The following is a 14,159-nucleotide window of genomic DNA, read 5'->3' on the forward strand; positions in this document are numbered from 1 at the left end:
ACTCTAGCCTGCCACATTTAAAAATTGCCTAAACCCATCGTAAGACTTTGATAACAAATTTAGACGCCCCGCCCTGGTCGGTGATTGGCGGCGGCCGCCTGCCGTTACGTCAATTTGCAGCGCCTGCATGGGAGGCATGCCGGATAAATATCACCCCAATTTCCCTGGATGATCTTATCAGCGCGGCAACATAGGAATGAGGGCGAGACCCCTCGTCTCCCTTCTTTCCGCTGTATCGGTACTGTTCGTGCTTTTTGAACTTCGATCCTTTGGATGCGGGGGCAGAAGCCGTCTTTGCCGATCCTCAGGCGTGAGCTTCCTGCTGCCGGGCAGCGGGGCCGATCCGAAGCCGGCCATACGAGGATATGAAGATGACAAGACGTGAGCGCGCAGCCGACGACTGCGCTGTGGATGCGGCATTTTCGCCTTCTGAGGCCGATGGCGGCGGGTTTCGCTGAGCGACGGCAAGGAACGGCTTGGCGGGGTGGCGAAGCTTGCGGGCTTCGACTTCCATCTGTTCTCGGCTTTCCGGCGGAGAGACCCTACCGCCTTCACCGGAAACCGGTTGATCAGCACCTTGCCGCAAAGCCTTGTCGGTTTTTACGGGGTTGCCGATCTCTTCCATTGCAGCAAACTGGTGAACGAGATGAAACGACGATAATGCCGATCTTCTGCGAGGAGGGGGCGTTTGCGGGCAGTGCCGCCAATCGGGAAAACCGCCGTCTCAACACGCTCTTTCCGATGCTTGAGGTGAAGAACACCGTCGCCTTTCCGCCACCCGTCATTGACCTGAAACGATACATCTTCACCTTTTCAGGTGGCTGTCCCACTCCTCACACAGGAATGGGCGATGGTGCTGCTGTATGGGCGCATGGAGCTTCTAGGCTCGCGGCGCTGTCATACGCAGCCGCCCGAGCAACGACGAGATCGCGGTCGTTCTCGATCTCTCGTCGTATACGGTGGCGGGGTTATCTGAAGAGCGCGATCCGCAAGCTCGATTCGGTCAGCTGCAGACAGGCGGTTGCCACGGCATTCCAGTACCGGGTGCTCATAAAGCGCGTTGCACCGCGCTTTGGGTCTTTGTCCTATGCAGATCGCCCAAAACCGCTACGCAGTTTTGGGCGATCTGTGTAAGGCAGCAGATGTCTGGGCTGAAAAGCTTAAAAGCGGGGAAGCTTAGAAGCCCTTTCCGCCGGTCAGCTCCGACACGACGGTTCCAGCAATGATGCGCATATCCATCCAGATCGAAAAATTTCCGACGTAATAGAGATCGCTGACGATGCGGGCGCGTGCTTTGGCCGGACGGTCGGTCGGGCCGCGCAGGCCGCGCATCTGGGCAAGGCCGGTCATCCCAGGACGCATCGCGTGGCGCTGATGGTATTCCGGTACGAGCTCTTCGTAGAGCATGCCGCCGGCGCGCATCCCGATTGCATGGCAACGCGGACCGACGACCGACATATCGCCCAGCAGCACGTTCAGCAGCTGCGGCAACTCATCGATATTCGTGCGGCGCAGAATGGCGCCGATACGGGTGATGCGTGGATCGTTCTTCACCGTCTGGGCAATGCCGGAGACATCGCAGAGATCGGTGCGCATGGAGCGGAACTTGTAGACCTTGATGGCCTTGCAGTTCTTGCCCCAGCGGGTCTGCTTGAAGAGCACCGGCCCCGGGCTGTCGAGCTTGATCAGCAGGGCGACGAACAGGAGGAAAGGCGCGAGGACGAGGAGGGCGCTCAACGACGAAACAATGTCGAACGCCCGCTTCAGGACCAGATCCACCAGCGGCGCTTGGGGCGCATCGCTATGGATAACAGGGGTCTGGATCTTCAGGCTCGGCTGCTGGTGGCGGCTCGGCCGGAAGGACTCTGTCGAAATGCTGTTGTTTAGTTCCGTGATGCTCAAGGATCGTACTCTGTTGTCTTCGAGGGGCGCGGCGGCAATAGGCGATCAATGGTTAACCCTGTCACCAGGGCTGCACTCAGGTCTTGGTAACCCTACTAAAACGGAAAAATGCGACAATTGTGTAATGGTGTCCAGAGAAATATCGCATCGCAGCAAATCTTTCGCAATTGCGTTAAGTTGAGGCAAGCTCATGATATTTCGTTAATAATTGGAATTTTGTCAAAGTTTCTAGGCCCTTGGCAGGGGTTCGCAGGGGGCCGGCGGCGCGTCGTTTCGACACGTGACCCAGGTCTCTTAAGCGTATTTGTTAACGGAACACGAGGCGAAATTTTTGTGATGAGGATATCGATCACTGCCGAAGCCGTGTCGAAATGTGACAAAATCAAGGCGGGATTGATGGCGGGCAGCGTCTTGAAACGATGCAAAGCAACGAATTCGTCCCCAGACTCGCTTGATAAGGCCCGATAACGCGAATCACTTCACGGTTGGAAACGGGATCGCGGCCACGCTTCCAGGAGGGACGGCTTGCTCAGTTGGCGCGCGCCAGAGGCCGGCCGCGGATTGTCGCGACAGGTCTGAACTCATGGTTACGATGCAGAAGAATCGCGCCGCCTGCCGGTATTCAGCGATTTCTAAGGATGGTCACGCCGGTTCGAGGACGCGTTTCCTGCCGCCCCAGGAGATGAAGTTCGGGTTGGCGAAGTCGAAATCGGCGGCCTTTCCCGTCTTGCCGTAGGTCAGCAATGTTCCGTCCAGTGTCACCGTCGAGCCGCCGGCAGCACGCAGCACCGCATCGCCGGCCGCGGTGTCCCACTCCATCGTGCGGGTGAAGCGCGGATAGACGTCGGCCTTCCCTTCGGCCAGCAGGCAGAACTTCAGCGAGGAGCCGATATTGGTACATTTAAAGATCGCGTGGTCGGCGAGGAAGCTTCCGGTCTCCGGGCTGTTGTGGCGAAGGCTTGCAAGCGCCAGCCTGTCGTCCGGCTGTTCGCGCACCGTGATTGCACTGCGTGCGCTAACGGTGAAATCGTCGGCGACGACGAGCCTCTCGGCGTGGCCGCACTCTCCGGAGAAGGCAAGCCCGAGCGCCGGCGCATAGACGATGCCGGCCACCGGGGCGCCGTTCTCGATATAGGCGATGTTGACGGTGAATTCCTGCCGTCCTTCGACGAATTCACGCGTGCCGTCGAGAGGGTCGACCAGGAAGAAGCCTCGGCCGCTGATGTCGGGCACCTTGCCGGCAGCGACCGATTCTTCCGCCACCACGGGTATCTCGGGATAATCTCTGGCGAGATGAGTAAGGATGATGCGTTCGGCCTCCTCGTCGGCGACCGTGACCGGACTTGCATCCGCCTTCATGGCGACGGGGAAACCTTCGCGCAGGACCGTCATGATGGCCCTGCCGGCTTCGAGCGCCGCCTTTTCAAATGTCCTCAGCATTGTCCTTTTGCCGTTCGCCATGCGAGCCGAGCACCCCACTGTCGCTCGTCCGCAAACCATCCCTGTCACACCATATACCTATCAAAGATTGATATGGTGTTTCCCGTTGCGCTTCGCACCCTTACACGTAAGGCAGTGATGCTACCATAAGTTCCCAGTCCTGTCAGAGGAGATGGTGGTCGGTCGCTCATGAAATGGCATTCGGAAAAGCGCCCGGCCTGAGGTCTGAATTTGCGTCATCTTCCAATTTTGTGGAATAGCTTGCACAGCAGACGGCGCAAGAAATCGGTGGCAACATTGCCGAACTTTTAACCGCGCGGCGATTTCTGGCTAAAAATCCGCCGCTCCATGCCGTTTTTATGTGGATTTTGGTTCAAAACGAACCATTTAGCCCTGTTCTGACAAGAATCTGTCGGAATAAATCCTTTTTGTCTTCACATTTCCAACGAAACCGGTATGCATTCGGCCTATGAGGTTCCCTGAAACGGGGAACCAAAGAACCAAAAAGAGATGCAGTGTCTTCCGCTCGCATCCAGGGGAAAACGACATATGGAGTATTTCGTCCAGCAGCTCTTCAATGGGCTGACGCTCGGATCCATCTATGGCCTTGTGGCTATCGGCTATACGATGGTTTATGGCATTATCGGCATGATCAATTTCGCCCATGGCGACATCTTCATGCTCGGTGGTTTCGCCGCTCTTATCGTCTTTCTCGTCCTCACATCCATCTTCGCAGGTCTCCCGGTGGCAATTCTGCTGCTGGCGATGCTTGTCGTCGCGATGCTGATGACGAGTTTATGGAATTGGACGATCGAGCGCGTCGCATACCGTCCCTTGCGCGGGTCTTTCCGCCTGGCGCCGCTGATCACGGCAATCGGCATGTCGATCACGCTGTCCAACTTCATCCAGGTGACGCAGGGTCCGCGTAACAAGCCGATCCCGCCGATGGTGAGCTCGGTCTACCAGTTCGGCAACATCTCGATATCGCTGAAGCAGATCATCATCATCGCGATCACGGCGGTGTTGCTGACGATCTTCTGGTATATCGTCAATCATACTTCACTCGGCCGTGCCCAGCGCGCCACCGAACAGGATCGCAAGATGGCCGCATTGCTCGGCGTCAATGTCGATCAGACGATCTCGATCACCTTTGTGATGGGGGCGGCGCTGGCTGCTGTCGCCGGCACGATGTATCTGATGTATTATGGCGTCGCTTCGTTCGCCGACGGCTTCACGCCGGGTGTGAAGGCATTTACCGCAGCCGTTCTCGGCGGCATCGGGTCGCTGCCGGGCGCCGTTCTCGGCGGGCTGATGATCGGCCTCATCGAATCGCTGTGGTCGGCCTACTTCACCATCGCGTACAAGGATGTCGCGACCTTCGCCATCCTCGCTTTCGTACTGATCTTCAAGCCGACGGGTATCCTGGGGCGGCCGGAAGTCGAGAAGGTATAACGTCATGGCAAACATTGAGAATTCTGCAGGCAAGCCCGATGCCGGACTTGTCCGCAAAGGCCTTACCGAAGCCCTTTTCGCCGCTGTCCTGTCGTTCGGCATGTTCGTTCTCTATGTCGGCCTCAAGACCGACCAGAATATCAACAACGAGCTGATCATCGTCCAGCGCTGGGGATTGCTTGCAATCTTCGTCGCCGTTGCCGCGATCGGCCGCTTCGCCATGGTCGTTTTCATCAAACCGAATATCGACCGTCGCAAGCTCTCGAAGGCGCGCGAGGGCGAGCTCGACATCTCGACCGAGAAGGGCTTCTTCCGTCGGCATTTCCTGAAGATCTCGCTGATAGCACTGCTGCTCTATCCCGTGGTGATCGTGGCGTTGGTCGGCGCTCAGGGCTCGCTGAAATGGGTCGATAATTTCGGTATCCAGATCCTGATCTACGTGATGCTTGCCTGGGGACTCAACATCGTCGTTGGCCTGGCCGGCCTGCTCGATCTCGGTTATGTCGCCTTCTACGCGGTTGGCGCCTATTCCTATGCATTGCTGTCGAGCTATTTCGGCTTTTCCTTCTGGGTCTTGCTGCCGCTTTCCGGCATCTTCGCAGCCCTCTGGGGCGTCATCCTCGGCTTCCCGGTGCTGCGCCTGCGCGGCGACTACCTCGCCATCGTGACGCTTGCCTTCGGTGAAATCATCCGCCTCGTGCTCATCAACTGGACTGACGTGACCAAGGGCACTTTCGGTATCTCGAGCATTCCGAAGGCGACACTCTTTGGTATTCCCTTCGATGCGACGGCCGGCGGCTTTGCCAAGCTCTTCCACCTGCCGATGTCGTCTGCCTATTACAAGATCTTCCTCTTCTATCTTATCCTGGCGCTCTGCATGCTGACGGCCTACGTCACCATCCGGCTGCGCCGCATGCCAATCGGGCGTGCCTGGGAAGCGTTGCGCGAAGACGAGATCGCCTGCCGTTCGCTCGGCATCAACACGGTGACGACCAAGCTCACCGCCTTTGCGACGGGCGCCATGTTCGGCGGGTTCGCCGGCTCGTTCTTCGCAGCCCGCCAGGGCTTCGTCTCGCCGGAATCCTTCGTCTTTCTGGAATCGGCCGTCATCCTCGCCATCGTCGTTCTTGGCGGCATGGGGTCGTTGACCGGCATCGCGATCGCCGCGATCGTCATGGTCGGCGGCACCGAGGCGCTGCGCGAAATGGACTTCCTGAAAGCGGTCTTCGGGCCCGACTTCACGCCGGAACTTTACCGCATGCTGCTCTTCGGTCTCGCCATGGTCGTCGTCATGCTGTTCAAGCCGCGCGGTTTCGTCGGCTCACGTGAACCGACTGCCTTCCTCAAAGAGCGCAGGGCAATATCCGGAAGCTTCATCAAGGAGGGCCACGGTTGATGAGCCCCGTTATCAATACAATGTCGAGCGATACGCTTCTCAAAGTTGAACACCTGTCGATGAAGTTCGGCGGCCTGATGGCCATCAACGACTTCTCCTTCGAAGCCAAGCGCGGCGATATTACTGCGCTGATCGGGCCGAACGGTGCCGGCAAGACCACGGTCTTCAACTGCATCACCGGCTTCTACAAGCCGACGATGGGCATGATCACGCTCAACCAGAAGAGCGGCAAGCAGTACCTGCTGGAGCGTCTGCCGGACTTTCGCATCACCAAGGAAGCCAGGGTGGCGCGTACTTTCCAGAACATCCGGTTGTTCTCCGGTCTGACTGTTCTAGAAAACCTGCTCGTTGCCCAGCACAACAAGCTGATGAAGGCATCGGGTTATACCATCCTCGGCCTTATCGGCGTCGGTCCCTATAAGCGGGAAGCGGCCGGAGCGATCGAGCTTGCCCGCTTCTGGCTCGAGAAGGCCGACCTGATCGACCGCGCTGACGACCCTGCCGGCGATTTGCCTTATGGCGCCCAGCGGCGTCTGGAAATCGCTCGCGCCATGTGCACCGACCCGGAGCTGCTTTGCCTGGACGAACCGGCTGCAGGCCTGAACCCGCGGGAATCGGCAACGCTCAACGCGTTGCTGCAGAATATCCGTGCTGAAACCGGAACGTCGATCTTGCTGATCGAGCATGACATGTCGGTGGTCATGGAAATTTCCGACCACGTCGTCGTTCTCGAATACGGCCAGAAGATTTCCGATGGCACGCCGGATCACGTGAAGCACGATCCGAAGGTCATCGCGGCCTATCTCGGTGTCGAGGATGAAGAAGTGGAAGAGGTGATCGCGACCGTCGAGCAGCTCGAAGGAGGCGCAAACTGATGGGCGATGAAGTAATGACGGGTCAACCGCTCCTTCAGGTGAATGGCGTCGAAACCTATTATGGCAATATCCGTGCACTGGCCGGCATCGATGTTCACGTCAACAAAGGCGAGATCGTCAGCCTGATCGGCGCCAATGGCGCCGGCAAATCGACGCTGATGATGACGATCTGCGGCAGCCCGCAGGCCCGCACCGGTTCGGTCGTCTTCGAGGGCCGCGAAATCACTCGCATGCCAACTCATGAAATCGCCCGCCTGCGCATCGCGCAGTCACCGGAAGGCCGCCGTATCTTTCCGCGCATGACGGTTCTGGAAAACCTCCAGATGGGCGCCGGCCTCGACAATCTCAAATACTTCGCCGAGGACGTCGAGAAGATCTTCACGCTCTTCCCGCGCCTCAAGGAACGCCATGCCCAGCGCGGCGGAACGCTTTCGGGCGGTGAGCAGCAGATGCTGTCGATCGGCCGCGCCCTGATGGCGCGCCCGAAGCTGCTTCTTCTCGACGAACCCTCGCTCGGTCTTGCGCCGCTGATCGTCAAAGGCATTTTCGAGGCGATCAAGAAGCTCAACGAGGCAGAGGGGTTGACCGTTTTCCTCGTCGAGCAGAACGCCTTCGCCGCCCTCAGGCTGTCGCACCGCGCCTACGTGATGGTGAACGGCAAGGTGACGATGAGCGGCTCCGGCAAGGAGCTTCTCGCCAATCCCGAGGTCCGCGCTGCCTATCTCGAAGGCGGAAGACACTAGGTCGAAAGGAGAGTTTGATATGCAGGGACTTTTCTTCGAAGGCGATGCCGGCTCCCTTGTGGCGATCCGCGTCATCGTCGTGCTCTTGGGCTTCTGGACGGCTTGGCGTGCCGGCAAAGCGGTCGCCGAGAGCTGGAACAACTATCCGCTGGCCGTCGTCTACACCTTCCTGTTGGCCTGGGCGATGCAGTTCCTGCACCACGCCCTGTTCAACGGGCCGATGCTCGACGCTTTCTACTACATCATCGATTTCGTGACGCTGCTGGTCTTCTCGACGGCCGGCTTCCGCTACCGCCGCACCAATCAGATGGTCAACAACTATTACTGGCTGTACGAAAAAACTTCCGCGTTCTCGTGGAAGGACAAACATTGACAGTCCGTTGAAACTAGGCATGAATTGCCTTCCGAGTGGAACAGCTTCCCTGGTGCAGTCAATGGTGGGTAATGCGCCGGGTCTTGGACCGAAACCCGCCCAAAAATTGGGAGTAACAATATGAAGAAGTCTCTTCTGTCGGCAGTGGCTCTGACGGCGATGGTCGCCTTCAGCGGCAACGCTTGGGCCGACGTCCTCATCGCTGTCGCTGGTCCGCTGACTGGTCCGAACGCCGCATTCGGCGCTCAGCTTCAGAAGGGTGCCGAGCAGGCGGCTGCCGATATCAACGCCGCCGGCGGCATCAACGGCGAGCAGATCAAGCTCGAGCTCGGCGACGACGTCTCCGACCCGAAGCAGGGCATTTCGGTCGCCAACAAGTTCGTTGCTGACGGCGTCAAGTTCGTCATCGGCCACTTCAACTCGGGCGTTTCGATCCCGGCTTCGGAAGTTTATGCCGAAAACGGCATCCTCGAAATCACCCCGGCCGCAACGAACCCGAAGTTTACCGAACGGGGCCTCTGGAACACGTTCCGCACCTGCGGCCGTGACGACCAGCAGGGCGCCATCGCCGGCAAGTATCTTGCCGACCACTTCAAGGACGCCAAGATCGCCGTCGTTCACGACAAGACCCCCTATGGTCAGGGCCTTGCCGATGAAACCAAGAAGGCGATGAATGCCGCCGGTCTCACCGAAGTCATCTATGAAGGCATCAATGTCGGTGACAAGGACTTCTCCGCCCTCATCGCCAAGATGAAGGAAGCCGGCGTCTCGATCATCTATTGGGGTGGTCTGCACACGGAAGCCGGTCTCATCATCCGTCAGGCAGCCGACCAGGGCCTGAAGGCGACGCTGGTTTCGGGTGACGGTATCGTGTCGAACGAACTGGCCTCGATCGCTGGCGACGCAGTCGCCGGTACGCTGAACACCTTCGGTCCCGATCCGACGCTGAACCCGGCCAACAAGGAACTCGTCGAAAAGTTCAAGGCCGCCGGTTTCAATCCGGAAGCCTACACGCTCTATTCCTACGCTGCGATGCAGGCGATCGCCGGTGCCGCCAAGGCTGCCGGTTCGACAGACGCAGAAGCCGTTGCAACGGCCATGAAGGAAAAGGGTCCGTTCCCGACCGTTCTCGGCGACATCTCATTCGACGAAAAGGGCGACCCGAAGATCCCCGGCTACATCATGTATGAGTGGAAGAAGGGCCCGGACGGCAAGTACAGCTACTTCCCGCAGTAAGCTTCGCTTCCCCAATATGGGACATGACTATCGAAGCCCGGTTCCGACCGGGCTTCTTTTTTTGAATGTTTACATTCTCTTTCCTGGTTTGCTCGGCGTCACGAGGCCGAACCGATATGCCGGAGGCGTTACGGCGGATGGAGAACTCCGGGCATCGCCACGGAAGAGACGCGGACTGCCACGCTGTGTCAGGTATGTCTGCGAACACCTGTCAGCTATGTATCAGGGCCGTACAACAGGTGGGGAGATGGCCGGTAGGCCAGAGGGGGACTTTTGATGTTTCCTCACATCTCGTGCAGCACATGCGTTGCCTTTACGGCGGCTGATGCCCGGTTCTCGACGCCGAGCTTCACGTAGATCTGTTCGAGGTGCTTGTTGACCGTGCGCGCCGACAGTCCCAATATTTCGCCGATGTCGCGGTTGGCCTTGCCTTTGGCGATCCAGAGCAGCACTTCGGATTCGCGCTGGGTGAGCGAGAAGCGCTGGCGCAGCACCTCGTCGTCGCTGCGCTGATTGGCGGCGGTGAGGCGGAAGAGATATTCGTCGGGACCGATCGCGCCGAGGAAGGCGAGCTGGAGCGCCGCCTGGCCGGCATGGGCGATCGAGATGATGCCGTCACGCACTGCGGCGACGCGGTCGCGCATCCAGCCGGCGATATGGCGGACGACGATGTCCATGCCGTCATCGCTGCCCATGGCGGCATTGACCAGCCGTGTCGCTTGCGGCGTCGACCAGTGGATGGCGCCGTCGCCCTTGACTGCCAGCAGATGGCGGCCGGCTGCATCCAGCGCGATGCGGGCGCTTTGGGCCGAGCGAGCGTTGCGCAGATGCACGCGGATGCGGGCGCGCAGCTCGTCGATGTTGATCGGCTTGCTGAGATAATCGACGCCGCCGGATTCCAGCGCGTGCACGACATGCTCGGTTTCGGTCAGGCCGGTCATGAAGATGACGGGCACCTGCGCCACCGCGGCATTCGCCTTCAGCCGGCGGCAGGTCTCGAAGCCGTCCATGCTGGGCATCACCGCGTCGAGCAGGATGAGATCGGGGGTGATGCGCTCGACGATACCGAGCGCCGCCGCGCCAGATGTGGCGATCAGCACGGAGAAGCCGGACTGTTCGAGCGCGTCGGTCAAGAAGCCGAGCGCTTCGGCTGAGTCGTCGACGAGCAGAACTATGTCGCGGGGCAGGGCCGGCTCAGCCAATGGATTCCACCTTTTCGTCGAAGTCGTGCAGGAAGGTCATGAAGCCGGCGAGATCGAAGGCGGCGACATAGACGCGAAGCTGCTCGGTGAATGGCTGATTTGCCTCCACCTTGGCAAGATCCGAAAGCTTGGCTTCGATGCCTCTGATATAGCCGATTTCGCCAAGCCGCAGCAATTCCTGCACATGGGCGGCACCTGGGCTCAGCATCGGCGCTTCGATCTTGACAGGAATGGCAGGCGCGGCGTCGGCATAGATCCATTTCAGCCCAAGATGCAGGGCGAGCTTGTCGCGCAGTTGGCGGATGTCGACCGGCTTGCCGATCGCGTCGTTGTGGCTGTCGTCACTGTCGATCAGAGCGGCCGCGTCGCCGATATTGGCCGAAAGCATCAGCACTGGCGCCGTCTGACCGGCCTCGCGCAGACGCGAGACGAGCTGCCAGCCATTCATCCCGGGCATCAGGATGTCGACGAGGAAAAGATCCGGTATGATGCCCTCGATCAGCGTCAGGCATTCGCCGCCGCCTGCCGCCGTCAGCACGATGAAATCGAGAGGCGCCAGGATTTCGCGCATCATCTCGCGATGGTCTTCGTTGTCGTCGACGACGACGAGCGTGCGCCGCAGGCCGTCGTAGCCGGCGATCCGCTTTTCCTGCGGTGCCGCGGCCGCAACGCGCATGACGGCAGACAGCATCAGCCGCACGCGGAAGGTCGAGCCTTCGTCCTTCACGCTCGAAACCGAAATCTCGCCGCCGAGCGTGTTGGTCAGAAGCCGGGTGATGGTGAGTCCCAGGCCGAGCCCCGGCATCGGCCGCACGCTTTCGGCCTCGCCGCGCTGGAAGGGTTCGTAAATGCGGGGCAGGTCTTTCTCTGTAATGCCGCGGCCGGTATCGGCGACGGTGAAGGTCGCGACCTGGCTGCGATAGCCGACATCGAAGGTGACGCTGCCTTCGTCGGTGAATTTGATGGCATTGGAGAGCAGGTTGACGAGGATCTGGCGCAGGCGCTTTTCGTCGGTGCGGACGAATTGCGGCAGAGCGGCTGAGCGCTCGTGGATGAAGGCGAGCCCTTTTGCCTGCGCTTGCGGGCGGAACATATCGACGATCTGGTCGAGGAAATCCTGGATGTTGATCTCGTTGGAATAGACCTGCAGGCGGCCGGCCTCGATCTTGGAGATATCGAGCAGGCCGTCGATCAACCCGGAAAGGTGTTCGGCGCTGCGGCGGATGACCTTGATCGAGGATTGGCGCGGCGCCGGGATGGTCTCGTCGCGCTCGAGAATCTGGGCATAGCCGAGCACGGCGTTCAGCGGCGTGCGCAATTCATGGCTGAGCCCGACGACATAGCGGCTCTTGGCGCGGTTGGCGGCCTCGGCCGTCTCCTTGGCATTCTGCAGGGCGGCGTCGGTCTTCTTGTGGGCGGCAATTTCCTTGAGCAGCAGCGTGTTCTGGCGCGAGGATTCCTCCTCGGCGACGACGCGGCTGTCATGGGCGAGCACATAGAACCAGCAGACGACGCCTGAGATCACCGAGAAAACGAAGAAGACGATGAGGATCGTCCGGTTGACGACCTCGGCCGTCTCGGGTGAGGCGGCGGCGACCTGATGGGCGATCATCGCCAGGATCGCGCCGATCGCGGTCAATGCCAGCACGACGGCGATGCCGTAACGGCCGAGGCGCGTCGTCAGCTTTCCGACAATGGTATCCGGCAGCAGCGCCTTGGCGACGGTGCCGACCTGCGCGTTGAAACGGGCGGCCGGCTTGCACATGTCGTGGCAGCGGCTGTCGAGTGAGCAGCAGAGCGAGCAGATCGGTGCGGCATAGGCCGGGCACCAGGCCATGTCCTCCGGCTCGAACGGGTGTTCGCAGACCGAGCAGGTGATGTTCGTCAGGTTCTTCCAGCTCTGGCGCGGCTTGCGGGCGAGATAGAATTTGCCTTTGGTCGCCCAGGCGATGACGGGCGACGCGATCAACGCGATGACCAGGGTGATATAGGGAGCGAGCGAGGCGGCGATCTCGCCGAAGGCGCCGAAATGGGCAATCAGCGATACCGTTGCCGACAGCGTCATGGCGCCGAGACCGACGGGATTGATGTCGTAGAGGTGGGCGCGCTTGAACTCGATGCCGGGGGGAGCCAGCCCCAGCGGCTTGTTGATGAACAGATCGGCGGAGATCGTGCACAGCCAGGCCATGGCGATGATCGAGAAGATGCCGAGCGTCTCCTCCAGCAGCCGGTAGATGCCGAGTTCCATCAAAAGCAGGGCGATGGCGACGTTGAAGACCAGCCAGATGACACGGCCGGGGTGGCTGTGGGTCAGCCGCGAGAAGAAATTCGACCAGGCGAGCGAGCCGGCATAGGCGTTCATCACGTTGATCTTCAGCTGCGAGATGACGACGAAGGCGGCCATCAACAGCAGCGCCGCATTGTGCCAGGGGACCATGTAGCCGAAGGCGGTCAGATACATTTGCGCCGGGTCGGCGGCGCGGTCGAGGGGGACGCCCGAGGTGAAGGTGAGCACGACCAGGAAGGAGCCGGCAAGCAGCTTCGGCGCGCCGATGATGACCCAGCCGGGGCCGGCCAGAAAGACCGCCAGGCGATGGCGCCACTTGCGCTGCGGGTCCGGCGGCAGGAAGCGCAGGAAGTCGGCCTGTTCACCGATCTGCGACATCAGCGCCAGGATGACGGCGGAGGCCGCGCCGAACTCGACCAGATCGAATTCGGCGATGGTGCCCGGCGGGCCTGAGGCGTGGCGAATGCCGGCGAAGGCGCGCCAGAGATCGAATTTTTCCCAGTCCAAAAAGGCGATGAAGATGAAAGGCAGGATATTCAGCACGATCCAGAAGGGCTGGGTCATCAGCTGGAACTTGCTGATCAACCGCACGCCGTGCGTCACGAGCGGGATCACCATGACGGCGCTGATGATGTAGCCGATCCAGAGCGGGATGCCGAGGGTAAGCTCCAGCGCCCCGGACATGATCGATGCCTCGATCGCAAACAGCATGAAGGTGAAGCTCGCATAGATCAGCGAGGTGATGGTCGAGCCGATATAGCCGAAGCCCGCGCCGCGCGTCAGGAGATCGATGTCGACGCCGTGGCGGATGGCGTAGCGGCTGATCGGCAAGCCGATCGCCAACATGGCGATGCTGGCGACGATAATGGCATAAAAGGCGTTGGTGGTGCCGTAGGAGAGGGTGATCGCACCGCCGATCGCCTCAAGCGCCAGAAAGGAAATCGCGCCGATCGCCGTCTGCGAGATGCGCTGCGAGGAGAAATGGCGGGCGCTTTTGGCGGTGAAGCGCAGCGCGTAATCTTCCAGCGTCTGGTTGGCGACCCAGCGATTATATTCGCGTCTTACCGGAATGATGCGTTGGCGCGCTGCCATGTCTTCCTTTCGGCATTCCGGTTGGGGCTCATCGTCTCTCCGGCAGTTTTGGCGGGATGGGCGGGAAAGGCAAGAGGCGGGTGCCGGCTGGTTCACAGAATGGCAATATTTTTGCAATTGATCTGTCACATAAGCGCTCTAACTCTCCCGGCGTTCGTTCA

Annotated in this window: 10 protein-coding genes; 6 read left to right on the forward strand and 4 right to left on the reverse strand. The window is 60.1% G+C overall.

Annotated elements, in window-relative coordinates; genetic code table 11:
- Positions 1-1,176: 1,176 nt before the first annotated feature.
- Both FHT75_RS00410 and cysQ read right to left on the reverse strand, forming a co-directional pair.
- A complete protein-coding gene (locus FHT75_RS00410; protein WP_025554731.1) occupies positions 1,177-1,902 on the reverse strand; it encodes a sugar transferase in 726 nt (241 codons plus the stop codon).
- A 642-nt stretch (positions 1,903-2,544) separates the two neighbouring features.
- Positions 2,545-3,342 carry a 3'(2'),5'-bisphosphate nucleotidase CysQ gene (cysQ, locus tag FHT75_RS00415; protein ID WP_025554733.1) on the reverse strand — a complete coding sequence of 266 codons (798 nt, stop codon included), beginning with the start codon at positions 3,340-3,342 and terminating at the stop codon, positions 2,545-2,547.
- 549 nt (positions 3,343-3,891) lie between these two features.
- Between cysQ and FHT75_RS00420 the strand changes: the two genes are divergently transcribed.
- From FHT75_RS00420 to FHT75_RS00445, 6 genes are all read left to right on the forward strand, one after another.
- Positions 3,892-4,794, forward strand: a complete 903-nt coding sequence (locus FHT75_RS00420) for a branched-chain amino acid ABC transporter permease (RefSeq protein WP_025554735.1) — start codon at positions 3,892-3,894, stop codon at positions 4,792-4,794.
- Between the two features lie 4 nt (positions 4,795-4,798).
- Complete coding sequence (gene livM, locus FHT75_RS00425) at positions 4,799-6,190, forward strand: high-affinity branched-chain amino acid ABC transporter permease LivM (protein ID WP_025570336.1); 1,392 nt, start codon at positions 4,799-4,801, stop codon at positions 6,188-6,190.
- Positions 6,190-7,065, forward strand: a complete 876-nt coding sequence (locus FHT75_RS00430; RefSeq protein ID WP_025554934.1) for an ABC transporter ATP-binding protein — start codon at positions 6,190-6,192, stop codon at positions 7,063-7,065. The genes livM and FHT75_RS00430 overlap by 1 nt, the downstream gene beginning before the upstream one ends.
- Positions 7,065-7,808, forward strand: a complete 744-nt coding sequence (locus FHT75_RS00435) for an ABC transporter ATP-binding protein (protein WP_025554932.1) — start codon at positions 7,065-7,067, stop codon at positions 7,806-7,808. Before FHT75_RS00430 ends, FHT75_RS00435 begins: the two co-directional genes overlap by 1 nt.
- Positions 7,809-7,827: 19 nt before the next feature.
- The gene (locus FHT75_RS00440; protein ID WP_025570339.1) at positions 7,828-8,181 is read left to right on the forward strand and encodes a DUF6867 family protein; all 354 of its coding nucleotides are present in this window, start codon (positions 7,828-7,830) and stop codon (positions 8,179-8,181) included.
- Positions 8,182-8,301: 120 nt separating this feature from the next.
- The gene (locus FHT75_RS00445; RefSeq protein WP_025570341.1) at positions 8,302-9,417 is read left to right on the forward strand and encodes a branched-chain amino acid ABC transporter substrate-binding protein; all 1,116 of its coding nucleotides are present in this window, start codon (positions 8,302-8,304) and stop codon (positions 9,415-9,417) included.
- Between the two features lie 284 nt (positions 9,418-9,701).
- Here FHT75_RS00445 and FHT75_RS00450 read toward each other — a convergent pair whose 3' ends face one another.
- Both FHT75_RS00450 and FHT75_RS00455 read right to left on the reverse strand, forming a co-directional pair.
- On the reverse strand, positions 9,702-10,619 hold the full coding sequence (locus FHT75_RS00450) for a DNA-binding response regulator (RefSeq protein ID WP_025570343.1): 918 nt from the start codon (positions 10,617-10,619) through the stop codon (positions 9,702-9,704).
- Positions 10,612-13,998 (reverse strand): ATP-binding protein, encoded by a 3,387-nt coding sequence (locus FHT75_RS00455; RefSeq protein WP_029868139.1) that lies wholly within the window; start codon positions 13,996-13,998, stop codon positions 10,612-10,614. Before FHT75_RS00455 ends, FHT75_RS00450 begins: the two co-directional genes overlap by 8 nt.
- Between the last annotated feature and the right edge of the window lie 161 nt (positions 13,999-14,159).

Source organism: Rhizobium sp. BK112, from assembly GCF_014193215.1.
Lineage (GTDB): Bacteria > Pseudomonadota > Alphaproteobacteria > Rhizobiales > Rhizobiaceae > Rhizobium > Rhizobium anhuiense.